This window comes from Brachyspira alvinipulli ATCC 51933, from assembly GCF_000518245.1.
GTDB lineage: Bacteria > Spirochaetota > Brachyspiria > Brachyspirales > Brachyspiraceae > Brachyspira > Brachyspira alvinipulli.
Window position 1 is genome coordinate 77,580 of the sequence record NZ_KI912406.1, and the last position, 25,100, is coordinate 102,679.

General features: G+C 26.2%; 27 protein-coding genes and 1 tRNA gene. 14 read left to right on the forward strand and 14 right to left on the reverse strand.

The annotated features are described in order from the left end of the window. Positions 1-81 precede the first annotated feature (81 nt). From T324_RS0113515 to T324_RS0113550, 8 genes are all read left to right on the forward strand, one after another. A complete protein-coding gene (locus T324_RS0113515) occupies positions 82-528 on the forward strand; it encodes a bactofilin family protein (protein ID WP_028330747.1) in 447 nt (148 codons plus the stop codon). Positions 529-539: 11 nt separating this feature from the next. After that, the gene (gene map / locus T324_RS0113520) at positions 540-1,334 is read left to right on the forward strand and encodes a type I methionyl aminopeptidase (RefSeq protein ID WP_028330748.1); all 795 of its coding nucleotides are present in this window, start codon (positions 540-542) and stop codon (positions 1,332-1,334) included. A gap of 82 nt (positions 1,335-1,416) precedes the next feature. Next, positions 1,417-2,250, forward strand: a complete 834-nt coding sequence (locus tag T324_RS0113525) for a tetratricopeptide repeat protein (protein ID WP_425387441.1) — start codon at positions 1,417-1,419, stop codon at positions 2,248-2,250. 185 nt (positions 2,251-2,435) lie between these two features. Next, positions 2,436-3,110 carry an L-serine ammonia-lyase, iron-sulfur-dependent subunit beta gene (sdaAB, locus tag T324_RS0113530; protein ID WP_028330750.1) on the forward strand — a complete coding sequence of 225 codons (675 nt, stop codon included), beginning with the start codon at positions 2,436-2,438 and terminating at the stop codon, positions 3,108-3,110. A 25-nt stretch (positions 3,111-3,135) separates the two neighbouring features. Continuing rightward, positions 3,136-4,011, forward strand: coding sequence for an L-serine ammonia-lyase, iron-sulfur-dependent, subunit alpha (gene sdaAA, locus T324_RS0113535; RefSeq protein WP_028330751.1), 876 nt, complete (start codon positions 3,136-3,138; stop codon positions 4,009-4,011). 33 nt (positions 4,012-4,044) lie between these two features. Further along, entirely contained in the window at positions 4,045-4,623 is a 579-nt protein-coding gene (locus T324_RS0113540) for a GNAT family N-acetyltransferase (protein ID WP_028330752.1), read from the forward strand. Between the two features lie 61 nt (positions 4,624-4,684). Further along, the gene (locus tag T324_RS0113545) at positions 4,685-5,668 is read left to right on the forward strand and encodes an ankyrin repeat domain-containing protein (protein ID WP_028330753.1); all 984 of its coding nucleotides are present in this window, start codon (positions 4,685-4,687) and stop codon (positions 5,666-5,668) included. 72 nt (positions 5,669-5,740) lie between these two features. After that, the gene (locus T324_RS0113550; RefSeq protein WP_028330754.1) at positions 5,741-6,076 is read left to right on the forward strand and encodes a hypothetical protein; all 336 of its coding nucleotides are present in this window, start codon (positions 5,741-5,743) and stop codon (positions 6,074-6,076) included. Between the two features lie 58 nt (positions 6,077-6,134). Here the strand turns inward: T324_RS0113550 and T324_RS0113555 are convergent, their stop codons facing one another. Beyond that, entirely contained in the window at positions 6,135-6,788 is a 654-nt protein-coding gene (locus tag T324_RS0113555; RefSeq protein WP_028330755.1) for a hypothetical protein, read from the reverse strand. A 354-nt stretch (positions 6,789-7,142) separates the two neighbouring features. Here T324_RS0113555 and T324_RS0113560 point away from each other — a divergent pair, with 354 nt between their 5' ends. From T324_RS0113560 to fabV, 3 genes are all read left to right on the forward strand, one after another. Further along, positions 7,143-7,829 (forward strand): potassium channel family protein, encoded by a 687-nt coding sequence (locus T324_RS0113560; RefSeq protein ID WP_028330756.1) that lies wholly within the window; start codon positions 7,143-7,145, stop codon positions 7,827-7,829. A 2-nt stretch (positions 7,830-7,831) separates the two neighbouring features. After that, a complete protein-coding gene (locus T324_RS0113565; RefSeq protein WP_028330757.1) occupies positions 7,832-8,047 on the forward strand; it encodes a DUF2905 domain-containing protein in 216 nt (71 codons plus the stop codon). A gap of 322 nt (positions 8,048-8,369) precedes the next feature. Then, positions 8,370-9,548, forward strand: a complete 1,179-nt coding sequence (fabV, locus tag T324_RS0113570; protein WP_028330758.1) for an enoyl-ACP reductase FabV — start codon at positions 8,370-8,372, stop codon at positions 9,546-9,548. Positions 9,549-9,621: 73 nt separating this feature from the next. Here the strand turns inward: fabV and T324_RS0113575 are convergent, their stop codons facing one another. The 4 genes from T324_RS0113575 to nhaC form a co-directional block, all read right to left on the reverse strand. Further along, positions 9,622-10,566, reverse strand: a complete 945-nt coding sequence (locus tag T324_RS0113575; RefSeq protein WP_028330759.1) for a vWA domain-containing protein — start codon at positions 10,564-10,566, stop codon at positions 9,622-9,624. 52 nt (positions 10,567-10,618) lie between these two features. After that, positions 10,619-11,590, reverse strand: coding sequence for a vWA domain-containing protein (locus tag T324_RS0113580; protein ID WP_028330760.1), 972 nt, complete (start codon positions 11,588-11,590; stop codon positions 10,619-10,621). 14 nt (positions 11,591-11,604) lie between these two features. Next, on the reverse strand, positions 11,605-13,179 hold the full coding sequence (locus T324_RS0113585) for a DnaJ domain-containing protein (protein ID WP_028330761.1): 1,575 nt from the start codon (positions 13,177-13,179) through the stop codon (positions 11,605-11,607). Positions 13,180-13,289: 110 nt separating this feature from the next. Next, positions 13,290-14,708 carry a Na+/H+ antiporter NhaC gene (gene nhaC / locus T324_RS0113590; protein ID WP_028330762.1) on the reverse strand — a complete coding sequence of 473 codons (1,419 nt, stop codon included), beginning with the start codon at positions 14,706-14,708 and terminating at the stop codon, positions 13,290-13,292. Positions 14,709-14,841: 133 nt separating this feature from the next. On the opposite strand from nhaC, the gene T324_RS0113595 reads away from it, so the two are divergent. Further along, positions 14,842-14,915: transfer RNA gene (locus tag T324_RS0113595), tRNA-Ala, on the forward strand. Positions 14,916-15,019: 104 nt separating this feature from the next. Next, positions 15,020-15,532 (forward strand): chemotaxis protein CheW, encoded by a 513-nt coding sequence (locus tag T324_RS0113600; protein WP_028330763.1) that lies wholly within the window; start codon positions 15,020-15,022, stop codon positions 15,530-15,532. On the opposite strand, the gene T324_RS0113605 is transcribed toward T324_RS0113600, so the two are convergent. Together T324_RS0113605 and T324_RS0113610 are read right to left on the reverse strand one after the other, a co-directional pair. Further along, positions 15,533-16,138 carry a 5-formyltetrahydrofolate cyclo-ligase gene (locus T324_RS0113605; RefSeq protein WP_028330764.1) on the reverse strand — a complete coding sequence of 202 codons (606 nt, stop codon included), beginning with the start codon at positions 16,136-16,138 and terminating at the stop codon, positions 15,533-15,535. After that, entirely contained in the window at positions 16,119-16,874 is a 756-nt protein-coding gene (locus T324_RS0113610; protein ID WP_028330765.1) for a PilZ domain-containing protein, read from the reverse strand. The genes T324_RS0113605 and T324_RS0113610 overlap by 20 nt, the downstream gene beginning before the upstream one ends. A gap of 142 nt (positions 16,875-17,016) precedes the next feature. Between T324_RS0113610 and recG the strand changes: the two genes are divergently transcribed. Next, positions 17,017-19,107 carry an ATP-dependent DNA helicase RecG gene (gene recG / locus T324_RS0113615; protein ID WP_028330766.1) on the forward strand — a complete coding sequence of 697 codons (2,091 nt, stop codon included), beginning with the start codon at positions 17,017-17,019 and terminating at the stop codon, positions 19,105-19,107. Between the two features lie 16 nt (positions 19,108-19,123). Here the strand turns inward: recG and T324_RS0113620 are convergent, their stop codons facing one another. The 7 genes from T324_RS0113620 to T324_RS0113645 form a co-directional block, all read right to left on the reverse strand. After that, the gene (locus T324_RS0113620) at positions 19,124-19,795 is read right to left on the reverse strand and encodes a DUF6320 domain-containing protein (RefSeq protein WP_028330767.1); all 672 of its coding nucleotides are present in this window, start codon (positions 19,793-19,795) and stop codon (positions 19,124-19,126) included. 1 nt (position 19,796) lies between these two features. Beyond that, positions 19,797-21,062 carry a condensation domain-containing protein gene (locus T324_RS0113625; protein ID WP_028330768.1) on the reverse strand — a complete coding sequence of 422 codons (1,266 nt, stop codon included), beginning with the start codon at positions 21,060-21,062 and terminating at the stop codon, positions 19,797-19,799. 233 nt (positions 21,063-21,295) lie between these two features. Further along, a complete protein-coding gene (locus T324_RS18305) occupies positions 21,296-21,733 on the reverse strand; it encodes a hypothetical protein (protein ID WP_211232597.1) in 438 nt (145 codons plus the stop codon). Further along, on the reverse strand, positions 21,684-22,766 hold the full coding sequence (locus tag T324_RS18310; protein WP_211232598.1) for a hypothetical protein: 1,083 nt from the start codon (positions 22,764-22,766) through the stop codon (positions 21,684-21,686). The genes T324_RS18305 and T324_RS18310 overlap by 50 nt, the downstream gene beginning before the upstream one ends. A 256-nt stretch (positions 22,767-23,022) precedes the next feature. Further along, entirely contained in the window at positions 23,023-23,805 is a 783-nt protein-coding gene (locus T324_RS0113635) for a DNA methyltransferase (protein ID WP_028330769.1), read from the reverse strand. After that, complete coding sequence (locus T324_RS0113640; protein WP_028330770.1) at positions 23,792-24,118, reverse strand: DNA methyltransferase; 327 nt, start codon at positions 24,116-24,118, stop codon at positions 23,792-23,794. Before T324_RS0113640 ends, T324_RS0113635 begins: the two co-directional genes overlap by 14 nt. Further along, entirely contained in the window at positions 24,108-24,950 is an 843-nt protein-coding gene (locus tag T324_RS0113645) for a DNA methyltransferase (protein ID WP_028330771.1), read from the reverse strand. Before T324_RS0113645 ends, T324_RS0113640 begins: the two co-directional genes overlap by 11 nt. Between the last annotated feature and the right edge of the window lie 150 nt (positions 24,951-25,100).

Genomic DNA, 25,100 nt, shown 5'->3' on the forward strand with positions numbered 1-25,100 from the left:
ATAAGAAATATGTTATAATATGATGTTGACTTTTTATAACTATTTTATAAAATCGAATATATAATATTGGAGATTTAATTTATGGCAAAAAGAGATATAATAAATAGTGTAATAGGGGAAGGCTCTTCTTTTAAAGGTACTTTTGTTGTTCAAGGTTCTTTCCAAATAGATGGAAAATTTGAAGGTGAATTAAAAATTGACGGGCATTTAATTATAGGAACTAATGGTAAAGTGAAAACCAGCACCATAATAACAGACAGCATAACTATAGCTGGTACATTAATTGGTAATATTGATGCGAAAAAAGAGGTTATCTTGATAGAGACAGGAAGAGTATTAGGAAATATTGAAGCTCCTAAAATAGATGTTGGAGAAGGTGCTGTTATTCAAGGAGAAATGACCATTACCGGAGGTCAGAAAAAAGATATTACAAAAATTGTTCAGGAGTCTTTTACCGGTGTGTCAAGTTTGGATGATGAAAATAATAATCAGGAAGTACAGAATAATAATTCATCAGGTAGTTTTTAAAGGTATGAAAAATGGCTATTAAAATTAAGACACAATCAGAAATTAATTTAATGCGTGAAAGCGGACATATATTAGCTAATGTATTTAAAGAAGTAGAAAAGATAGTTCAGCCTGGTATTTCTACTAAGGAAATAGATAAATTTGTATATGATTATATAAGAAAACATAATGCTAAACCATCATTTAAAGGTTACGGAAATCCTCCTTTTCCCGGATCAATATGTTCTTCTATTAACAATGAAATAATACATGGAATACCAAGTAAAAAGAAGATATTAAAAGAGGGAGATATTATAGGGCTTGATATAGGAGTATATTATAAAGGATATCATTCCGACAGAGCATTTACATTCAAAGTAGGAAATGTGTCTGAAGAAGCTTCAAGACTTATAGATGTAACTATGGAATCATTTTTTAATGGAATAAAGCAGATTAAAGACGGTGTTCATTTAGGGGATGTATCGTATGCAATACAAAAAACTGCTGAAGATGCAGGATATTCTCTTGTAAGAGAGTTTCAAGGTCATGGAGTAGGTGCTAATTTGCATGAAGAGCCTCCGGTACCAAACAGAGGTAAAGCTGGTACAGGGCCTATATTAAAGACAAATATGGTTATAGCAATAGAGCCTATGGTAAATATGGGGCATCATTCTATTTTGATAGAAGATGATGATTGGACTATAATAACTAAAGATGGTTCATTATCTGCCCATTATGAACATACTGTAGCAGTTAAAGAAAATGGAGTAGAGATATTAACCGCTTTGGAAGATGATCCTATAGTTAATAAATATATGAACAGTTAACATATTTATAATAAAATTAATAATGTAAAATGATTTTATACCGATAAACTATAAAAAGATAATTTTATTTTTATGAATTTGTATGAATATGAAACAAACATTTTTAATATTGCTGATATCAGTTATAAGTACATTATCTATTAATGCACAATATTCAAATTCTTTGAATAATTTAAATACAAATAATGTACCTACTGTTAGGTTAGATACTAATTCTTATAAAACTCTATTTAATGGTAAATTAGAGCCAGCTTGGGTTTATATAGGAGAGGCTAAGAGAGCTATAAATAATGGTGATACTTCTTATGCTTTATATATCATGAACAAAACAGTAATGTATTATCCGGACAATGCGGATGCTCATTATTTTTTAGGTTTGATATATGAAAAAGAAGGCGGCAATCCTGCAGAGCAAGGCGGAGCTGCTTCATACCGTTTAGCTATAGAAGAGTATAAAAAAGCTATTAACTTGTCTACAAATCTTACTATACCAGCTTATAAATTAGATGCTTATTTTAGTCTTTTATATATATATGAGAAACTTATAGATGAAAATAATTATGCTAATGTAGAAAAAGAAATCATAGTTATGGCAGAAAGTACTTATAAAAATTATGAGAAAGGAAGAATATATTTTAGATTGGCACAGCATTATGGAAATAGAAATAGAGGAACTGCTGCTATAGATTATTACAGACAATCATATCTTAATGGATACAGAAAAAAATTATCATTATTTAGAATGTCTTTGATTTATAGAAGAATGAGAAATTATGTACAGGAAAAAGAGACACTAATACTTGCAAATAAATATGATTTTGATTATGTAGAGCCTACTAATTTTGAAGTTCAAAAGGCTATAGTTCAAAGACTTGAAGCTCTGAAGAATGTTAGAATACCTAAGAAATTATATTAAAAATAAAATTAATAAGCAGTGATTTTTATCATTGCTTATTTTTTTATTATGAAATATCAATCATTTACATCATTTTATCAAAAAATATTTTAATTTTTTATTTAAAAATAATAAAAATTAAAAAAATCTATATTCATAATTTATTTATTATGTTAAATTATATTTAAATAAATGGAGGATATTTTATGGCTACATTATTTGATATAATAGGTCCTGTAATGATAGGTCCTTCAAGTTCACATACAGCCGGAGCTTGCCGTATAGGAAAACTTGCTAAAAAAATTTTGGGTGAAGATGTAAAGGAAGTGAAGATATATTTGCATGGTTCTTTTGCTTTAACATGGAAAGGTCATGGAACAGACAAGGCTATTTTAGCAGGTCTTCTAGGTTTTGAAACTGATGATGCCAGACTTAGGGATAGTTATAGTATTGCCGATAAATCTGGGCTTAAATATGAGTTTATTCCAACAACATTAAGAGATGCTTTTCACCCTAATAGTGTTTATATTGAAGCTAAGGGAGAGAAAAATGAAATTAATATTTTGGCTTCTTCTATAGGAGGAGGATTAATAGTATTAGATAAAGTTAATGGTATTGAAGTTCATTATAAAGGTGATTTTCCTACTATTGCTATAGTTAATAGAGATGTTCCAGGTATAATAGCAAAGGTTACTTCCATTATATTTGAAAATAATATTAATATTGAAAATATGAATGTAACTCCTCAGTTTGAAGGTCCTAATAAAGGATACGCAATTATAGTTATTGGTATGACTGATGTTATATCTAAAGAAATAGAAGATAAAATTAGAAATATAGAAAATATAAGAGATTTTGTATTTTTAGATAAATTATATTAAAAATTATTATGAGGGATAGAATATTATGGATATAAAATCTATAGAAGCATTGGTAGCTGAGGCTACAGAAAAAAAAGTAAAAATGAGTGAAATAATAATAGATATAGAAGCTAAAAGTCAGAAGGTTGATAGACAAGTTGTTATTGATAAAATGTCTAGTTATTATGATATAATGAGAGAATCAATAGAAAAAGGAAAAAAGGATAAATTTCATTTTGTAACAGGACAGCAAGAAAATTGTGTAGATATAGTTGAAAAATTTTACAAATCAGGTAAAAGTATATTGGGAGGTACAGTAGGAGAGGTTGTAACTTCTGCTATGGCTGTTAGCGGTTACAATGCCTGCATGGGTAAAATAATAGCGGCTCCTACAGCTGGAAGCTGCGGTATAATGCCTGCTGTACTTTCTATATGTGAGAAAAAAGGCTATAAAAAAGATGATATAGTTAGAGGCATGTTTACAGCTGCTGGACTTGCAGATATTATAGCTCAGGTTGCTACATTTGCAGGTGCTGAGGGAGGATGTCAGGCTGAATGCGGAAGTGCTGCTGCTATGGCGGCTTGTGCTTGTGCTGAAATTATGGGAGGCACTCCGGAAGAATGTGCTAATGCTTTTGCTTTAGCTTTATCTACAGTTCTTGGTTTAATATGCGATCCTATAGCTGGGTTTGTTGAAGCTCCTTGTATGAGTAAGAATGTTATGAGTTCTGTGCATGCTATTATTTCTGCTGAAATGGCTTGTGCTGGTTTTAAAAGCATTATTCCTGCTGATGAAGTTGTACTTGCAATGAAAGAAGTAGGTGATGCTATGGATGAAAGATTTAGAGAAACTGCTCAGGGAGGGCTTGCTAATACTCCTACCGGACGTGCTATAGCAGATAGGATTTTCGGAAAAAAATAAATATTTACTATAATAGATAAGCGGGTATTTTTTATGTTATTGACTAATAGACTTATTATAAGAAAATTCAATATTGATGATGCAGAATCATTATTCTGTATTTTATCTGATAAAGATGTTAATAAATATCTTCCTTGGTTTCCTTTTGAAAATTTAGAATATACAAAAAAACATTTAGAAAATTTTTATTTAAATACAAATAATATTAGTACTTTTTATAGGTATGCTGTTTGTTTAAAAGAAAATAATATACCAATAGGATATATACATTTTGAAAATAATAATGATAATAATGATTTCGGATATGCTCTAAAAAAAGAATATTGGAACAGAGGCATTATAACAGAGGCTTCAAAAAGAGTTATAGAAGAATTAAAAAAAGATAATATAAAATATATAACTGCTACTCATGATATAAATAATATTGCAAGCGGTGAAGTGATGAAAAAAATTGGGATGCATTATAAATATAGTTATGAAGAATTATGGCAGCCTAAAAATTTTTTAGTGATATTTAGAATGTATCAATTAAATTTAGATGAAAACAATAAAAGAGTTTATAGAAGTTATTGTAGTAAATATAGTAATTGTTTTATAGAAAATATATTTTAATTGATATAATTATTAAGATATGTTAATATATTTAAAAAGAAAATTGTACTTGGGGTTCATTATGAAAGTAATAGTTTATATATTGGTTTTTCTTTTATTTGTTATATCATGTTCTCAGAAATCAAATACTGAAGTTTCAAATGATAATATAGAAACAAATGAAAATTTATCATCAAAAGATAATATGGTTCAAGATATGAGTTTAGAGGATGCTATATTAAAGTATGATGGAAATCCTAGTATGGATATAATAACAAATTTACTAGCTTCTGGAAATGTAAATAATACTTTGACAGAGACTACAAATATAGTAAATACAGAAGATGTGGAATATGATCTTAGCGTTACTTTTGATGAGGGTACAACTGCTTTGATGATAGCTTCTTATTATGGATATGCTGATTTAGTAAATGCACTTATAAAAAATAATGCTGACGTTAATATGAAAAATAAAAGAAATTATACAGCACTTTTATATGCTACAGACATATGGGCTAGACAGGGAATTGGAATATATGACAGTAATTATAATGTAGTTGAGCTTTTAGTAATGGCCAAATCAGATGTGAATGCAGCTAATAATTATGGCTGGACTCCTTTGTTTTTTGCAGCAGATAATTCTAATTCTGATGTCGTTACATTTTTAGTTGATAATGGAGCTAATATTAATTTAATATCTGATGAAGGAATTACTCCTCTTTTGATAGCAAATGATGTAGAAACAATAAAAATATTATCAAAAACTACAAATATTAACAAGCCAAATGATTATGGAGTTACACCTTTAATTGCATTTTCTGGAAGAGAAATATCTCCTGAAGCTATTAATATTTTATTGGAAAATGGTGCTAATGTAAATATGGTTGATAAAGATGGTGAAACTGCTCTTTCTCATGCTGTTGAATATGGTAATTTTGAAATTGCTTTAATATTATTAGAAAATAATGCAAATCCTAATTTATCTAATAAAAAAGCTAAAGAACTTGCTAGTATTGCAAGAGAATTAGGAGATGAGGAGGTTGCATCTGTATTAGAGTCTTATTAAATATTTTGACAAATTATTTTATTTTAATATATTTATAAAATAAAGAAAATTATAAAATATAGGGAGTTTTTAATGTTTGACAACAATGTACACTATATAAGGAAGGAGCTTGAGTCTATATATAAAGTTATAGTAGAAAATTTAGGTAAAGAATTATTGAATACTGAGATTAAGCGTTTAGAGTATGAACCTAAAATGGACAGAATCAATATTAATAATTTTATATTTATAAGACTTACTTTTGAAAATGAATATGATCATAAAGAATTATATTATGACATATATATTGAAGATGAAGATGGAAATGATGTTGAGAGAGCTTTAATCAGTGTAGAAAAACCTTTTTCTAAGGTTGTTGATAAAATAGATTATTTAGTAAAATTAAATTATCAAGCTAATAATGAATAATTATGCAAAAAATAAGAGAGACTTAAATTTAAGTCTCTCTTTATTTTTTATTTTTATATTAATTTAATGATTTTGTAGATAATACAAATTTATCTTCTCTGTATTTTTGAGTATTTCCATTTATTATGTCGCTTAATTTTCTTTGAACTTCATCTTCTCTGTCGCCATCAACTATATATAATGTATTTCTGTCTACTAAATAATATCCTTCGTAATCAGTATCATTATCATATTTTTCTATATTCTGAACTATGCATGCATTTCTGTCTCTATTGTTTTGAGCATTAGGAATAGAAATATCTTTAATATATCTTAATGTCGAATATTCATCTCTTCCGTCTACTATTCCATTTTCATATTCTCTTTTGCTTATTTCTGATGAACTATTGAAGAATATAAACTCTTCTTCTGTTTCCAATCTTCCGTCATCATAATCAGATTCAGATTGATACCATACAGTTGAATATAATCTGTCAAGTAATGTGTACTCAGAAGCCTTAGCCGCTTTTGTATTAGCGGATAAGGTGTTAACTGATATTGTATTTGCATCACTGTCATTCCATTGAGACAAAGGAGTTCCTTCTCTTACTGTTTTGTCATCACTTGGAACATTTGATGTTAATGGTTTTTCACCTATTGTTGGGGCATTATTACTATTACATGAAATAGCCAATACAGATATAATGCTTAAAATAAAAATTATTCTTTTCATAAATTTTTTGTAACCTCTCACAATCTTTATAGTCTATGCTATAATAATAACATAATTTTAAATAAAGTGTAAAATAAAATTTGTTTTTCATATGTTTTTTTAAATTTTTTTTATATAAAATATATGTTTTGTAAAAATATAATTACATATTTATGTTCTATAAATTATCTATATTTGAATATGTAAATACTAAATTTTATATATATTTGCTTTAAATAATTAAGAAATTAACTATATTTTATGTATTGTAGATATTTTATAATGAAACTATAAATTTATAAAAATATTTTTTGACAAAATTTTATATTATTCTATAATAAAACTAATTAAAATATATATTTTAGGGGTATTAGTATGCTTCAGTATGCTGTTATAGGAGTTGGTACTTTAGGTAAGGCATTAATCAATAGGCTTATGACAAAACCTTCAATAGAAGTATTTGCTATAGATAATGATATTAACGAAATAGAGGCTATAAAAAATAGTGTAACTCAGGCAATGAGATTAGACTCTACACAAAAAGAGGCATTAGAAGCTATTGAGATAAATAAATTTGATGCTGTTATACTTACTATTGGTGAAGATATGATGACAAGTATATTGACAGCATTGCTTTTAAAGGAGCTTAACGTAAAAAATATTATAGCAAGATATTCAAATGAAAAACATAAGGCAATACTTAGTATGATAGGAATAACCCATTTGGTAAGTCCTGAAGAGTCTATGGGTATACATATAGCAGAGCAGCTTGAGGTAGGGGATACAGTTTTACTTTATGATCTTACAGAATATCATTCTATAGTAGAGTTTCCAGTTCATGGAGGACTTGCGGGTAAGAATTTTAAAGAACTAGATTTGAGAAAGAAGTACAAAATTAATGTTGTTGCTGTAAAGAAAGAGATAGTCGGTATATTGGGTGAAAAAAAGGTTGTAGTTGATTGTACTCCTGATCCTGATGTTCCTATGGTAGAGGGTGATATATTGATTATTGCCGGACATGATAAAGATATAGAAAAAATGAATAAGAAAATGTCAGAATAATAATGAATACTCATTTTGCTAAACTTTTTATAGTTATTGGTGTTATATTTTTAATAATTGGTGTATTATTCTTATTTAATATAAAAATTCCTTTTGGAAAACTTCCAGGAGATATATTTGTAAAAAAAGAAAATTTTACATTTGCTTTCCCATTGATGAGTTGCATTGTAATAAGCATACTTTTATCATTTATAATGTGGCTAATTTCTAAATTTTAGATGCATTCACTCTATATTTAATTTTATAAAAAGTTAATTTTTATAAAGCACGGTCAATCGATTTTAATATAAAAGTGATTTTTGATTATTGATTTGTTTAACGTGCAGGTTCTTATTTTTTACTATATTTGAAAAATAATTGATTATTGAAATATAAAAATATATAGAATATTATTTTTTCTTTCTATATGTAGTACTATTATATATTTATAATTATCAAAAAAAGATATTGTTGTAACAATAATATCTTTTTTTCTATTGAAAAAAAATCTTTTTGATATATTATTGATTTAATTTAAAAAATAAAAAGAGGTAATTTGTTATGGTAGTAAAACCGCAAATAATAAATAATATATGTAAAACTTCGCATCCATTGGGCTGTGCTAGAGAAGTTGAGAATCAAATCAATTATGTAAAATCAAAACCAAAAATAAAATCCAATATAAAAAATGCATTAATATTAGGAGCATCTGGCGGATACGGACTTGCAAGCAGAATAGTATTAGCTTATGGTATGGGAGCAAATACTTTGGGTGTGTCTTTTGAAAGAGCTGCTTCTGAAGATAGAACAGGTACTCCTGGATGGTACAATAATAAGGCATTTAGTGAGTATGCTAAAAGAGACGGACTTAAAGAAAAAACAATTATAGGGGATGCTTTTTTAAGAGAGTCTAAAGCTAATATCATAAAAGAAGCTAGAGAATTTTTCTCAGGTAAAATAGATTGTGTAATATATAGTTTAGCTACAGGTATAAGAAAAGATGAAAAAGAAAATGTAACATACCGTTCTACTTTGAAGCCTATAGGAAAAGATTATGAAGGCTTTGGTACAGACTTTATGACTGAAGAGCTTATTGAAGTAAAAATGCCTGCCGCAAGCGATGAAGATATAAAAGCTACTGTAAAAGTTATGGGAGGAGAGGATTGGAAAGATTGGATTGATATGCTTATAAAAGAAGATATGCTTTCAGAAAATGCTGTTACTTTAGCTTATTCATATATAGGCCCTGAAATGACTAAAGCTATATACAGAGATGGAACTATTGGTAAGGCTAAAGATAATTTAGAAGAAACTGCTTTGCAAATGGATAAAATGATGCAGGAAAAGATAAAAGGACATGCCTATGTTAGTGTAGCTAAGGCTGTTGTTACAAGAGCTTCTGCTGTTATTCCTGCTATGCCTTTATATATAAGCATATTATTCAAGGTTATGAAAGAGAAAGGAATACATGAAGGATGTATTGAACAGATGTACAGACAGTTTGCTGAAAAAATTTATTCCGGCAAAGGATTTATACTTGATGATGAAAACAGACTAAGATTAGATGATTGGGAAATGAGAGATGATGTACAAAAAGAAGTTGCAGCTGCTTGGAATAAAGTAAAGGATAATGCTTCATTAAAAGCAAATGCAGATTTAGCACAATTTAGAGATGAGTATTTACATCTTCATGGATTTGGATTAGACGGCATATACTATGATGCTGATGTTCAAATATGATAATTAAATAATTTGCTTTATTTATAATAAAAGGCATGTTGATTTATATCAGCATGCCTTTTTATTGTATTATTTATCTTCCTGTTATTCTCAAAGTTTTCTTTTTCTCTTCTATTTTTAATGATTCCTTTTTTATATGTTCTAGTATAGGTATTTTAGCAGTTTTATGTGTCTTTTTAATTTCCTCTTCATATTCATCCATTTTACCGGCATCTTTTGCAGCCATAGCCTGTATTATATCAACTATATCTTCTATTTGTTCAACTCCAATAGCTATGCCTCCAGTAACATTTGCTATCCAAGAAAAAAATTCATCTTCTCTTAATCTTGAAACTCTTTTGCTAAAATCCCCTATATCTATTTTATAAGCAGAAGAAACTTTATTATATCCGCCGTATCCAATATTGCAGAAAACAGTATTTACAGTTACTTGTTTTTGATAAAGTTTTTTAGTTAATTCAAAATAATCGTATCCGTACATGCATCTATTAGGTTCATGAGGACAGGCATCTCCAAATAATACTATTGATTTTGTATTTATTTGACTCCAATTTATATTATAGGCATCATTTAATGCATCTTCAACAGCTTCATCAGCATCTCCTCCGCATCCATTCGGAACACTGTTTATAAAGTTTATTAAAGAATCAACATTAACAGATAATTCATGTACTTTAGTTATATATGGATCTCCGCTTCCATGATCTAAATAAAATATAATACCTATACGCAAATTATCTATAACTTGAAATAAAGTTTTTGCTAACTCTCTAAACTTGTTTTTTAATTTTTCTCTGTATGCACTCATAGAACCTGTTAAATCTCCAACCAATAATAAATCAAGTCCTTTCTTTCTTTTTAATTCATCATTCATCTGCTTTTTTATGGAATCTTCTTTTAGTATTTTTGAGATTTTTGATTTTGATGTATCAACTGGCTTTATTTTGTTTAAATCATTTTTATTATTGATTGAAACATTGCCTTTTCTTAAGGCTGGTATTTTCTTTTCTTCTGACATATTTACTCCTTAAATATTATTTGTTTTCTATGAATAAATAATTATTAAAATGTTATTTTTGTTCGCCTCCTGTTATTCTTAAAGTTTTCTTTTTCTCTTCTATTTTTAATGATTCCTTTTTTATATGTTCTAGTATAGGTATTTTAGCAGCTTTATGTGTCTTTTTTATTTCTTCTTCATATTCATCCATTTTACCGGCATCTTTTGCTGCCATAGCCTGTATTATATCAACTATATCTTCTATTTGTTCTACTCCTATAGCTATGCCTCCAGTAACATTTGCTATCCAAGAAAAAAATTCCATATCTTCAAGTTTTGAAACCCTTTTGCTGAAATCTCCTATATTTATTTTATAAGCAGAAGAAACTTTACCATATCCACCGTATCCAGTATTGCAGAAAACAGTATTTATAGTTACTTGTTTTTGATAAAGTTTTTTAGTCAATTCAAAATAATCATATCCATGTATGCATTCTCTAGGTTCATGAGGCCTAGCATCTCCGAATAATACTATTGATTTTGCATTTATTTGATTCCAATTCATATTATTATAAGCATCATTTAAAGCATCCTCAACAGCTTCTTCCCAATCTATACCATTACCTATTTTTGTTTCATCTATAAAATTATACAATACCTCTATATCGGTTGTTAGTTTATGATATCTTGTAACATAAGGATTGTAATTAGAATATATGCCGGTGCCATGATCCAAATAAAATATAATACCTATACGAAGATTATCTATAACTTTAAATAATGTTTTTGAAAGTTCTTTAAATTTTAATCTCAATTTTTCTCTATATTCACTCATAGAATCTGTAAAATCACCTATTAATACTAAATCAAGCCCTTTCTTTCTTTTTAATTCATCATTCATCTGCTTTTTTATGGAATCTTCTTTTAGTATTTTTGAGATTTTTGATTTTGATGTATCAACGGGCTTTATTTTATTTAAATCATTTTTATTATTGATTGGAACATTGCCTTTTTTTAATGCAGGTATTTTATTTTCTTCTGACATGTTTACTCCTTATATTATTTATTTTTTTTAGAGAAATATTCCATATATTCTATGTCATAATTTGATTTTTTATATTCATCTGATAATATTTCTTTTGCCTTGTTAAGCATTGTAGATTTTTCATGTGCTTCTTCTTTATTTTCTTCTGTTGCTTTATCAGGATGATATTTTTTCATCATTTTTTTGTATTGCTTATTTATATCTTTTTCAGAATATAAAGTATATTCTTCATATTTTGATTCATCGTACTCTTCTTCCCATAATATTTCATACCAATTCATAAAGTTTCCATCAGAATCTTTATGTTCATCATCAGAAGAGCTTTCATCTGAAGCTCCTGAAGAAGTATATTCCCTAAATATTTCAACCATTTTTCTATAGCTTTTGCAGTATGAAAGACCAAATACGCAGCTTCTGTATGCTTCTGAAAAGAAATGCTTTTTTATATTTGTATCAGTTTCTTCTATGTAGTTTTCTACTTCTTTAATCCATAAATCAAAAATATTTTCGCTTTCATTGTTATGATTATAAATATTAATAAATTCATTTTTTAATTCTTCAAATGAATCGCTTATTTCTTCTATAGGTGTAGCAAAACCTTTAAATGTTCCGCTTGAATATTTTTCTTCTAATTCTTTAAACTCATTCATTGATTCTTCAAGCAGTTTTAAAGATCTTCTTATAGCCTCTTTGACAACTATTTTTGCTTTTCTTCCGTCTTCTGTATCATCAAATTTTATATCCTCAAATACTATAGCAGACTCTTCCATAGCAGCTATTTTCCTGTCAAGTTCTTTTTCTTTTTCTGATAATACTTTTTCTATTTCTTCTCTTTTCTCTTCCCATTCTGCCTTTTCTTTTTCAAAACTGTCAAATAATTCTTTTTCTCTTAAATCAAAAGTATCTTCCCTTCCTCTTAAATCAATATCCCTTGATTCTATATCCTCTTCTCTTTCTCTGCATATCTTTTCTCTTGAATCAAGTTCTTCCATTTTTTCTTCATAATATTCTTTATCTTTTTTTACTTCTTCATATTTTGCTTCATATTTTTCTATGTTTTTTCTTGCCTTTTTTTCTATTTCTCTTGCTTTTTCTTCTACTTCTCTAGATTCATTCTCACGTTTTTTTATATTTTCTCTTTCTTCATCTAAATCCCTATCTTTTTTTTCTACTCTTTGTTCTTCTTTATCAACATATTCTTTTTTTATATTTAAATTTATTTCTTCCTTTCTGATGTTGTTAGCTCTTTCATTTAAATCCTCTTCTCTGGCATTTAAATTATTAGATTTTACTTCTAGTTCTTTTTCCTTTTCCTGAAGTTTTATAAATAGATTATTATATTCTTCTATTTTGTTGTTTAACTGTTTTCCTAAATCTTTATTTTCATCTATTAAAGATATATTTTTCTCAATATAACTTGCATTATTATTCATTAATGCATGAGTTTTATGCTGAAGAGTTGTTGTTTTTTCTATTCTGTTGGATATTACTTTTTCTTTTTTTAATTTTCTTTTGTTGTTTCTGTTTTGCTTGATTCTCCTATTTCTATTATTTTTGAATGTAATTTTTCTTAAAATTTTTTTAAACATTAAAACATCCTTTTGTTTTTATATAAAAAAATATACAATGCTTTGTAATCTTTGTACATGAATGTTTTTGATATATTAGGTATATATCTCTATATATCTATGGGGGAAGGTTAAGCCTTTTTGTTTATTGATACTGCAAATTTAGGCAAAGTGAGCATATATAGAAAAGAAAGCCCTATGCTTATTAAATTAAAAAATGAGTAAGGCATGTACTGTAAAGTATGTACTCCAAGTATTGAAGTCATATAAACACCTGTAACAGTCCAAGGAAGCAGAACTTCTGTAAGTGTTCCTCCTTCTTCCATCGTTCTTGATAATACTCCAAGATTGACATTATATTTTTTGTATACATCTTTAAGAACTGAGCCTAATGTTAAAAATGTAAATTGAAGGCTGCTTAATGCTGAGTTTATAGTGAATGTTGTAAACCAAGTTATAAATATTAAACTTCTTACACCTTTTACTATTTTTATTAATAATTCTATAAGAGTATCCAAAGTGCCTATTAGCTGAAGCATAGCACCGTAAGTGAGAGCAAGTATCAAAAATAATACGCTTGGCATAGTGCTTATCATACCGCCTCTGTTTAATAAAGCATGCAAATTTTGAGGTATGCTTTCCGGATTAACTGTAGGAGACATTGATATATTAAATCCAGTTACAAATGATTTCATAGAATTTATAATTCCGAAATCCTGAAATACAGCACCTAATATTATAGCAATTAAACTTCCTATAAACATAGTGATTACAGGGTTTACTCCTTTAACACTTGCTATAAGTACAAAAGCAGGAGGAATTAATAAAAATATATTGAAATTAAATATTGAATCCAATGATGTTAATATTTCGCTTGCTTCTTTAAGATTTGAAATATCTGTATTTGAAGAAGAAGCATTGAATCCTAATATAGTAAATACTATTGCAGCAAGTATTGCAGATGGTATTGTATTTACAAGCATAGTTTTTATATGATTAGAAAGTGTGGTACCTGCTCCCATAGCAGCCAATACAGTAGTGTCTGATATAGGAGAGTTTTTATCTCCAAGATATGCACCGCTTATAACGGCACCTGCCACTAATGGCAGGGGAGTGTTTGTTGCTTGTGCAATTCCAATGAATGCTACTCCTGCAGTAGAAGCAGAACCCCATGAAGTACCTGTAAATATAGAAAGAAATGATGTGACTATAAAAGCCATTACAGGTATAAAAGAAGGATGAATTAATTTTATTCCATAATATATAAGCATAGGCACAGTTCCTGCATACATCCATGCTCCTACAACTATACCTATTAATATAAATATCAAAACTCCAAGCCAAGTATCAACTATCTTTTTTATGAAAGCATCTTCCATATCTTTCCATTTATAACCTGCGAAATGTGCTATTATACAAGATATTAATGTTCCTATAGTAAGTAAAAATTCTATAGGTACTCCATATTTAATTGTAAATATTAAAACGCTTACAAGTATAAATATTAATGGAAACAGCTTCCAAAATATGCTTATTTGCTTTGATTTCATAAAATTACCTATATAACAAATTCTAATAAATATATAAACTATTTTTATTGTAATGTCAATAGTTACAGCTAATATTTTGCCTTAATCGTTGACTTTTAAGTTAAAATAATATAAAATACTGCCAAATATACGAGGGGATATAGCTCAGTTTGGGAGAGCATCACAATGGCATTGTGAGGGTCGTGGGTTCGAACCCCATTATCTCCATAATATGTTATTTTTTAATTGAAAATCTTTCTATATTGGTATAAAATATAAAAAGATATTTCCGATAATTAAATAACTCTAACACTCATGGAGGCATTATAAAAATGGCAGAACAGCTAGAGCAACAACCTATAGAAAGTACAGAATCCAGAGCTGAGCTTGAAGATAGTACTAACCTAGTTACTTTCAGACTAGGAAGCGGGGAATATGCTATAGATATCATGCAGGCTAAGGAGATAATCAAGATGGAAAAGATTACTCTTATACCTAATGCCCCAGATTTTGTAGAGGGTGTTATCAATTTACGTGGTAATATTATACCTATTATAGATTTGAAAAAAAGATTTAATTTGGAAGAGATTGAAGGAGATAAAAATACAGGTATTATCATAGTAAAAATTGAAGATGTAGATATGGGTATAATTATTGACTCTATATCAAAGGTAGTATCTATATCTAATTCTGATATACAGCCTCCTCCTCCAATGCTTTCAGGTATAGGTCAGAAATATATAAAAGGTGTTGGTAAATTAGAAGATAAATTATTAGTAGTACTAGATTTAGAGAAGTTGTTTAGTACTGATGAAGAAGAAGAAACTGACAGCTCTGAAAATTAATTAAAATATAGCTGTAATTACTTTACTTTCGCTTATAATAATATCTAATATTTCATCGTTATTATCTTTTGGAATAAAAGGTAATATTTGATAATCGTAAGCTAACCCTATTCTTAAGGCGTTTTTATTTATTTTTAATATATTATCGTAGTATCCGTTTCCAAATCCAAGCCTATTGCATTTTTCATCGAATGCCAAAGCTGGAATTATAAACATTGATACTTCTTCTATGTTACAGTCTTTACAATAGGCGAAAGGTTCACCATTACCGAATTTTGTATTTCGATTTATATCTTTATCATAATCTTCTATATATTTTAATATCATATTATGATTATCTATAAGAAATGGTACAGACACTTTAATATTATTATTTAAAGCATTTTTTATTATTTTATATGTAGAAACTTCATTATTAAAATCTATATAGGCACATATAGAAGAAAATTTATTTATATTAACTATATTTTTAAATTTTTTATATATAATATTACTTTTAGCATCAACAAATGAAGCGTCTAAACTATTTCTAATGAGTTTAAAAGGTTCTCTTATTATTTTTTTTGCTTCTTTTATATCTAAATTATCATGAAGAGAAGTTCTCATCGTTATATTCTAATAATATTTCTTGTAATAACTTGTCTCTAATAATTTGGTCTATAATTTTTTGAGAAGCCATACCTATATCGATAAATTGTACAGCAAAACCTTTAGGTAAATCAGGTTTTTGTTTATCATTATTTATCCATACAACTTTAGCTTCTGTAAATAGTTTAAAATCTTTAAAAGATATAGTTAAACCAAGCATATCTCCCTTTTCAGGAATATTAGTATCTGAGGAAATGTATGCTCCATTACCGCTTATAGATAATATATTTCTATCTATAGTTCCTCTAATTTTATCTTTATATGCTATAATAACATTTAAAGGCCAATTAACTCTTGAATATTGTCTTCTCTTAGAACTGCCGTCAGCAGCATTAGATATATGCGACTTAATAGCATGAACAATGCTTCCAATATCAGTGTTTTTTACAAATACTAAAGAATAAGGATATTCATCTGCAATTGATTCATCGGAAGTATCTGTAAGAACAAATTTTATTTGAGGATTAATCTTATTGATTTTCTCGGAAAAGAATTTTATAGCATCTTTATCCTCTTCTTTATATCTAATAATATAGAAATAAATATCTAAATTATTTTCAATAATATAGGCTAGTGATGAATTAGCATCATTAAAAACGCTTATATCAAATTCATCCCCAAAAGCATTTTTATATTTTGTTAATATTGCTACATCATTTTCTATTATGACGCCTTTTATTTTTTCTTTGTCCATTGTTTGACTCCTGACAATACTTGTGACACAGAATTGTAACATATTTTTTTTATTCGTACAACTGTTTTTTTACAAAAAATGTACTGTTAATTTTCGTATTTATAATGTAATATTTTAATAAATTATTTAGAGATTTGAAAAATTGAAAGAAAATAATTATAGTAAAGAAATTTTTATCAAAAGTATAAAATATTTGAAAGGTGTTGGTCCTAAATACGCTGAAATATTGGCAAAAAAAAATATAATAACATTATACGATCTTATATCATTTTATCCAAGAACTTATGATGATAGAAGAAAAACCTTAAAAATATATGAAGCATTACAGAATCAGGAAAAAACAAGCGTTGTTTATGTAGAAGTTATAGATATATCAAGCTTTACTTTTCAATATAGAAATAAACCATTAGTCATAGTTACAGACGGCGATGTAATATGTGAGGTTCCAATATATGGAGGAAGACTCCCGGCAGGAATTGCAAAGGGATCAAAGCTTTATCTTACTGGAAAATTTTTAAGAAGTGGACGCGGTAAGATACAATGCCGAGTTATAGAATTTGAAAAACCATCTTCAAATGCATTATCTTATGGTAAAATAGTTCCTATATATCCATTAACAGAAGGACTTTCTCAAAAAAAATTAAGAACTTTAATTGTAGATGAACTTGTTAATTTTGAAAAGAATATGAAATACGATATACCTAGCATTATAAAAAAAAAGTACAGACTTAAGAGTTTTGTTTCTTCGGTTATGGAAATGCATTTTCCTACTTCTTTTGAGGCTTTAGCCGAAGCTAGAGAAAGTTTAGTTTTTGAAGAGTTTTTAACATTTCAGTATATACATTTAAGTGAAAGAAGACCTAATATTTTAATAAAAGAAAAGAGATATAATTCTTCTAATTTGATTGAAAAAGTTAAATCGAGCTTAACATTTGAATTAACTTCTGATCAATTAAATACAATAGAGGAAATAAAGAATGATTTATTTTCTAATAAACAAATGTTCAGACTTCTTCAAGGGGATGTTGGAGCAGGTAAAACTATAGTAGCATTTTTAACATCATTGATACCTGCAGAATCAGGATTTCAAACTGCATTTTTAGCACCTACAGAAATATTAGCTTTGCAGCATTATAAAACTTTTAAGAAAATAATTAAAGCAGCGGGTTTGGAGGAGAAAATAAAAGTTGATATATTAACTTCTTCTGTCAGTCAAAATGAAAGAGGTTATTTGCTTAAAAGGCTTAGAGAGGGTAAAAGCCATATATTAGTAGGTACGCATTCTATACTTTATGATGAAGTTATATTTAAAAATTTATCTTATGCAATAGTTGATGAGCAGCAGAGATTCGGGGTAGCTCAAAGAAACAAACTTCTTTCAAAAGGAGAAAATGTTGATTATCTGCTTATGACAGCAACACCGATTCCTCAGTCTTTAGCATTAACATTATTTGGAGAGTTAGATTTATCCATTATAAAAAGTATGCCTAGCAGCAGAAAAGGAGTGCTTACAAAGTATAAAGAGCTTTATGAAAGGGATCATTGTTATAAATTCTTGAAAAACAGAATAGAAAAGGGAGAACAAGGATATGTTGTCTTTCCATTTATAGAGAATACTGATTCAAATTTCATTACTCTTTCAAGTGAATTCCAAAGAGCAAAAGAAACTTATTTTTCAAATGTACAAATAGAAATAATACATGGTAAAATGAAAGATGAAGAAAAAGAATATATAATGAATAAATTTTCAAACGGAGAGATAAAAGTATTATTTTCAACAACCGTAATAGAAGTAGGTATAGATAATCCTAATGCTACTACTATATTAATAGAGGGAGCAGAGCGTTTTGGTTTATCACAGCTTCATCAGCTTAGAGGCAGGGTAGGCAGAGGAGATAAATTAGGTTATTGTTATTTAATACTTCATAGTGAATTAAATGATATTATAAAAGAAAGAATTAACATAATATGTGAAACTACTGACGGATTCAAAATATCAGAAAAGGATTTAGAATTAAGAGGGTCTGGAGAGTTTTTAGGAGATAAACAAAGCGGAATACCTGATTTTAAAATTGGAAATATCATAAAAGATAGCGAGATTATGCGTAAGGCTAAAGATGAAATGCGTTCTTTATTAAAAGATGAAAATACTAAAGAAAATTTTCTTAAAGAGAATGAGGCTTTTATATTAAAGGCTAATTATTTAAAAGATAAAATAATAAAAGATGAATGATTTTTATATACTATTTTTAAGTATGAAAAATTTTCTTTATAGATAATAAAAAATCTTGCTTAAATAAAATGAGCATTATTAATATTATTATTACACCGCTTGCAAATGCTGATAAGCTGCTCCAAAATATAAAATTGAATAATGGTATTATAATCATTAGAATTGATATAAATGAAGATGATATTATATAAGATACATATTCATTAAAATATTTATTGTCTATTAAAGATATTATAAGCATTGCAATATTCAAAGCCATAGACAAAAAAGGAATGGCATAATTAAAAGACCATTTATAAAATCCTGTAAATATATCTATTATAATTATTAATGGGGTGAGTATAAAAAATTCTATTAATAATTTTTGCCTTAAATATAAAGATTTAGCAGTAAAGCATATATAAGTGAAATATGCAGCCGCTATTGATATTACAGATATTACAGCCCAATTATATTTACTTGATGTAGATATATTAACTACTATTATAGATATTATTGCTACTAAAGATGCCAAGAGCACAATTTTTTTTACATTGATTTTATTTTGTTCTTTATAAAAATCTTTATATGAAGGATATTCTTCGTATATTAATTTATTGTTATCATTATTATTTAATTCTTTTAAACATAACGGACATATATTTTTATTTGTTTTAATTTCTAATTTGCAGTTATTACAATGCGGCATTTTATACTCCGAAATCATTAGAATATATTTCTACTTTTGATATATTTGACATATATTTAAAAAAGTATCTTATAATATCTGTTTCTATTACAGTTCTATTAAATGTTATTGAAAGTTTATCATAAAAACTGCATACGCCGCAATTTAACGGGCTATTTATTGTTGGGTATACTACGGCTTCAAAATGACTGATATAATCTTTCATCTCTTCAGGCAATGATATATTAGCAAAATTTGAAATGGTCATTGTTTTTATTTTATCTTCAAACAATTCAAATGCTAAATTAACCACAAAATTTTTTATAAATAATGGTATAAATTTAGCAAATATATTATTTTCTAATTTTGTATTTTCGTATATAAAATTTTCTAAATAATCCTTTGATATTTTATTTTTCATTTCGTTTTTTACAGTTTCAATTATATTTTCAAATTCAAGTTCTTTGTCAGTATTAATTGCTATATTTGTAACTCCGAAGAAATTTTTTAATGATATAGATGGGAATATTTTTCTTAAGTTTACAGGTATGCATATAACTATATTCTTTCCATCATGTCTGTTTTTTATTCTAGTTTCATATATTGAATATGCAAGAACTGATAATATATAAGCAGTTATTGTGACATTATATTTTTTGCTCTCTTTTTTAATTTTTTCCAAGCTCAATATTCCATGTATAACGTTATCTCCGTATATTTTTAATGGTTTTCCTCTAACTAAATAAACATTTTTTATTTTTGCTTCTTTTTTTGATTGTTTTTTTTCCTTTGTATGAATTTCAAAACTGTCATCATAATCTGCTATAGTATGTATATTATCTTTAAATATGTCTTCATTTATATCATTAATTGTTTTACCTGATAGTGTAAAATAATGATATAATAAAGATTTTAAAAAACTTATTAAAGATGTGGCATCAGCTAAGGAGTGTGCTATTTCAACAGAGATTCTATATTTATAAAATACAACTCTTATTAAATGTCCGTTATTTAATTTACTATTTATATTATAGCAAGGATAATATTTTTCTTCCTGCACTATTAATTTTCTATTATTTTCTTCAAAGTAGTGCCAAAATAATCCCTTTTTTATTGATAAGGCAAGAGTTGGAAATCTTTTTATTGTTATGTCTAATGCTTTTTGTAATGTTTCTCTATTTACTTCTTCTATTAATACGGCAGATACTCTAAATATAGGCATATTTTTTTTATTTTTTATAGATACAAAAAGTTTAGCAGCATTATCAAGTTTATATAATTGTTTCATATTATTTATTTTAATTAATAAAAATTATTTTGCAATGATAAAATCATTAAAATAATATTTATTAATTAAAATTTTCAATCTAATAAACACTTGGGCGGGTGTGCTGTTTCTTTATTAGTCAGTAAAAATAATTTATATTAGAGTAAAAAATAAAGCAATAAAGAATAAAGGGCGGGGTATGTAGCAGAATTCAAAATACTCTAATCACTTGAAAAATATGCAAATTTAGCAATTCACATTGTATAAATTGAATCTAATGATATTTTTCCTTCTAACTTATTATTTTTATTTACTAATGGCTTAAACAATTCTAATAAATCTAAGTTAATTATAGCAATATTCCATAATATATAAGTTTTTGATGAGTCAGATTTTATATCAAAAGCAAATATATAATCAGCTTTTAAATATGTTGAAATATTATTCTGTAATTTACTTTTTGATCCAAGTCCTAAATAAACATTGTTATTTGTTATATTATTCAAACTAAATTTATTTAATAGAGTATTTATTTCATTAATATTATTTTCTTTTAATTTTACAAGTTTTATTTCATCTTTTTTTAAATCATTTTTGTTTATTTTATTTTCATGTAGTAAAACTAATATTTTATTAGATTTTTTATATGATATTATATATATATATTCTTTTAGTCTTTCTACCATTACCAATTAAAATAGCTTTGTCTCCTTGAGCTCCAGGATAACTAACCGCTAGAATATTACAACCTGCTTTTTTTAATAATTGTACACTAGCATAAGTTATTATATCTTCTTTAGTATTAATAAACGATATTTTAGATATATTTATAGATTCATTTTGTAATGGATAAAGTTTTTTTAAATAATTTTTAATAATATTTTTATTCCAAGTTATTTCACATAATATGTTTTGTTCATAATCACATAATTGTAATTTTGTAGAATTTATGAAAATTGATTTATAAACAATATTCTTATAATTATCTAAAAAATCAATTAAGTTTTTATCTGTTATTTCATAATTAGATGATGTTATCTTTTCTATTTTTAGGCTTTCAGTATTGGTAGCAACTTGAAATATTTTTAATGCTAATTCTCCATTAATATCATTTTCTATCATTTTATTTAATTTTTTCACAGTATATTTAGATAATCCGTCAAATAATGCTTTATAACTTTCTTTTCCATCATAACATTCCCTTTTTATTATTAATTTTGATATTATATTTTTTCCTTCAAATAACATATTCACAAAAAATAATACACCTCTATCAGGATCCATAGCATGACCAAATCTATTGATTTTTACAATTAATATAGAATCTGAATTTTGAAACCTAGTAGAATTTACAAAATTCTTTTTTAATTTTTCTATTTCTATATTATTAAATAATAATTTTTGTTCATTTAAAATTGCTTTATATACTTCGTCAAAAGTATTACTAGAAATTATTTTTTGTAATATATTATTTAATATTTTTTCTATTTTATCATTATATGGTATACAGGATAATCTTTCTAAGTTAGTTTCTAACATGTAGTTATCTAATTTCCAGTCTATAAAATAAACTACAGAATTTATTAATAAACTTAGATTTATTTCTTGTAACATAGTAATTTTTGATCCACCACCATGAGAAGTAGACAATTTTTCTAATGGTGAAATTTTCATTACAGGAATTTTGAAAATACTTGCCCAAAAATATACATCACTTCTCTGCATTTTATGATCGTCTGTAGGTACCGCAGTAGAATATTCAACAACAAGAATTGGAATTTCTTTTTCTTCTGATATTATTGTTATAACTAAATCAAATTTTTTTAAAATCTAATATTTTTTTCCAAGAACTATATTCATAACTTTTATTTTTAGAAATATATATTTTTTATGTTAAAATTAGCATTAAAATTCAAAAAATAATCTTTAAAATCTAATCCTTGTTCTAAACATTCAGAATATATTCTAATTTCTTGAATATTCATAAAATCTCCTTTTTCAAAATAAAAATATGCTCTTTTTTATTTTTAGTTCTATAACTTTTTACAAAAGATCTACTTGTTTGATCTAATTCTGTATAATCATAACATATTATTTCCCATTTTAATGCTTGAAATAATTCAACTAACTCTTTTTTAGCATCATAAATTTCTCCATTTATTTTACCATCTCCCATTATTATAACTATAAAACCATCATTTTTTAATACTAAATTAAGTTGTTTAAAAATCTCTAATAAATCATTATTAAATTTTTCTTTTGGGAGTTTTAAACTTGAATATTCTCTTCTAGAACCTATTTCATTTTTCATTGAGAAATTAACATCATAATCCAACCATAGCGTACGATATTTATGATATAGATAGTAATCATAAGTATTTGGATATGGAGGAGATGTCAAAATAAGAGATATTGAATTTTTTTTTACTTTATCACTCAAAATTTTAGAATTAGTTAATAAAATTTTTGATATAGATTTATTTGTAATATTAATATTTTGATATATTTCAATTGCTATTTTTAATTTTTCGTAAAATTTATTAAAAACATATTCTTTATTTAAATATGGTTTTTCTATACTAGCATATCTTGTATCTGAATCTTGGTTTGAAACAATGTTAATAATTGACGAAAATATAGTATTTAAAAAAACTAAATATTTTTCATTATCTTTTGAATATTTAATAATTTGGTATTTAATATTAGATAAAGCTATTATGCAATCTTTTTTAAACCAATGATTTATATTATTATAAGTATGCAAATTTTTTTATTTCAATATTATTATTTAAATCAAAATTATCTAAATACATTAAATCCTTGTTTGTAAGTTCTAAAATTTTAAATTTGGATATTAATATTGCCACATGATTTATATCAAAACCTATACTATTTCTATTTAATATTTTTGAAGCTAATAATGTAGTACCACTTCCACAAAAAGGATCTAATATTAGATCTTTTTCTTTTGAATATTGTTCTATAAATTTTAATGCTATATCAACTGTAAATTTTGCTGGATAAGGATGTATTCTATCTAATTTCCTTATATAATCTAAATCAATATCATATTTCATTAATCTTCCTAAATACAACAATAAAAGAATGATTTTGATTTACATAAAAAACACTAGGATATCTCAACAATACAAGTCTTCTTCTTTCATTTTGATCCCAAATTATTAAATCATGATATTTAAATCCTGCTTCAATACCGGCATTGGCTATAGAACTATGTAAATCAACATATGGAATTTTATTTTTAGTATCTCTATAATCTTTAACAATCCATATATTATAACCATTGATTTTTGTTTTTTTAAATATCTTTTTCATTATTGTTTTGATATATATATCAAATTCCATATTTCCAAGGTCTCTATCATCATTTGAATATATTTTTGTTGTAGCATTATTGTCTATTACAAAAGCAGATTTTTTATGTCTGTTTTTTCTATCGTCAATAACTTTATGAATTAAATTTGCATAAGGTGGAGATGTTAAAGTTAATTGAATAGTATTATCTTCTATATTATCTATTAATTCTGTACAATCTCCATTTTTTATATCGCAATATAAATTTTTATTTTTAAACATATTATTATTATATTCTAATATTGATTCCATTGCCATGTTATAAAATTTATTTGATAATTCAAATCCTATCATATTTCTATTATGTTCTAATGCTGATATGGCAGTTGTACCAGTTCCTAGAAATGGATCTAAAATAAAATCCGTTTCTTTTGAATAAATGGAGATAATGCGATCACTTAATTTTTTAGGAAAAGTTGCACCATGTATTAAGGCTTTTTGTGAGCGTGGAGATGATAAATCATTCCATATACTTCTGCTATTTTTAGCCCATTCTTTTGTTGTTAATTCATTAAGTATATTTTTATTTTTCAATTTTTATCCTTGGATTATAAATTTAAAGATGTTGAAAAATTATAATATAGAAATGAAAAAAAACAACTATATAATAATTGAAAAATATATTAAACTAGAATATAATATTTTATCTATAATTAGTTTTTAGTATCAAACTACGGAGTGTTA

Coding starts and splice junctions, on each gene's coding strand:
- T324_RS0113625 (WP_028330768.1), bottom strand. CDS start 21,062: ATGAAACAATTATATAAACTTGATAATGCTGCTAAACTTTTTGTATCT.
- T324_RS0113640 (WP_028330770.1), bottom strand. CDS start 24,118: ATGAAATATGATATTGATTTAGATTATATAAGGAAATTAGATAGAATA.
- T324_RS0113525 (WP_425387441.1), top strand. CDS start 1,417: ATGAATATGAAACAAACATTTTTAATATTGCTGATATCAGTTATAAGT.
- nhaC (WP_028330762.1), bottom strand. CDS start 14,708: ATGAAATCAAAGCAAATAAGCATATTTTGGAAGCTGTTTCCATTAATA.
- T324_RS0113600 (WP_028330763.1), top strand. CDS start 15,020: ATGGCAGAACAGCTAGAGCAACAACCTATAGAAAGTACAGAATCCAGA.
- T324_RS0113540 (WP_028330752.1), top strand. CDS start 4,045: ATGTTATTGACTAATAGACTTATTATAAGAAAATTCAATATTGATGAT.
- fabV (WP_028330758.1), top strand. CDS start 8,370: ATGGTAGTAAAACCGCAAATAATAAATAATATATGTAAAACTTCGCAT.
- map (WP_028330748.1), top strand. CDS start 540: ATGGCTATTAAAATTAAGACACAATCAGAAATTAATTTAATGCGTGAA.
- T324_RS0113580 (WP_028330760.1), bottom strand. CDS start 11,590: ATGTCAGAAGAAAATAAAATACCTGCATTAAAAAAAGGCAATGTTCCA.
- T324_RS0113610 (WP_028330765.1), bottom strand. CDS start 16,874: ATGGACAAAGAAAAAATAAAAGGCGTCATAATAGAAAATGATGTAGCA.
- T324_RS0113545 (WP_028330753.1), top strand. CDS start 4,685: ATGAAAGTAATAGTTTATATATTGGTTTTTCTTTTATTTGTTATATCA.
- T324_RS0113550 (WP_028330754.1), top strand. CDS start 5,741: ATGTTTGACAACAATGTACACTATATAAGGAAGGAGCTTGAGTCTATA.
- T324_RS0113605 (WP_028330764.1), bottom strand. CDS start 16,138: ATGAGAACTTCTCTTCATGATAATTTAGATATAAAAGAAGCAAAAAAA.
- T324_RS0113515 (WP_028330747.1), top strand. CDS start 82: ATGGCAAAAAGAGATATAATAAATAGTGTAATAGGGGAAGGCTCTTCT.
- T324_RS0113560 (WP_028330756.1), top strand. CDS start 7,143: ATGCTTCAGTATGCTGTTATAGGAGTTGGTACTTTAGGTAAGGCATTA.
- sdaAB (WP_028330750.1), top strand. CDS start 2,436: ATGGCTACATTATTTGATATAATAGGTCCTGTAATGATAGGTCCTTCA.
- T324_RS0113585 (WP_028330761.1), bottom strand. CDS start 13,179: ATGTTTAAAAAAATTTTAAGAAAAATTACATTCAAAAATAATAGAAAT.
- T324_RS0113555 (WP_028330755.1), bottom strand. CDS start 6,788: ATGAAAAGAATAATTTTTATTTTAAGCATTATATCTGTATTGGCTATT.
- T324_RS18310 (WP_211232598.1), bottom strand. CDS start 22,766: ATGCAGAGAAGTGATGTATATTTTTGGGCAAGTATTTTCAAAATTCCT.
- sdaAA (WP_028330751.1), top strand. CDS start 3,136: ATGGATATAAAATCTATAGAAGCATTGGTAGCTGAGGCTACAGAAAAA.
- T324_RS0113575 (WP_028330759.1), bottom strand. CDS start 10,566: ATGTCAGAAGAAAAGAAAATACCAGCCTTAAGAAAAGGCAATGTTTCA.
- T324_RS0113620 (WP_028330767.1), bottom strand. CDS start 19,795: ATGCCGCATTGTAATAACTGCAAATTAGAAATTAAAACAAATAAAAAT.
- T324_RS0113565 (WP_028330757.1), top strand. CDS start 7,832: ATGAATACTCATTTTGCTAAACTTTTTATAGTTATTGGTGTTATATTT.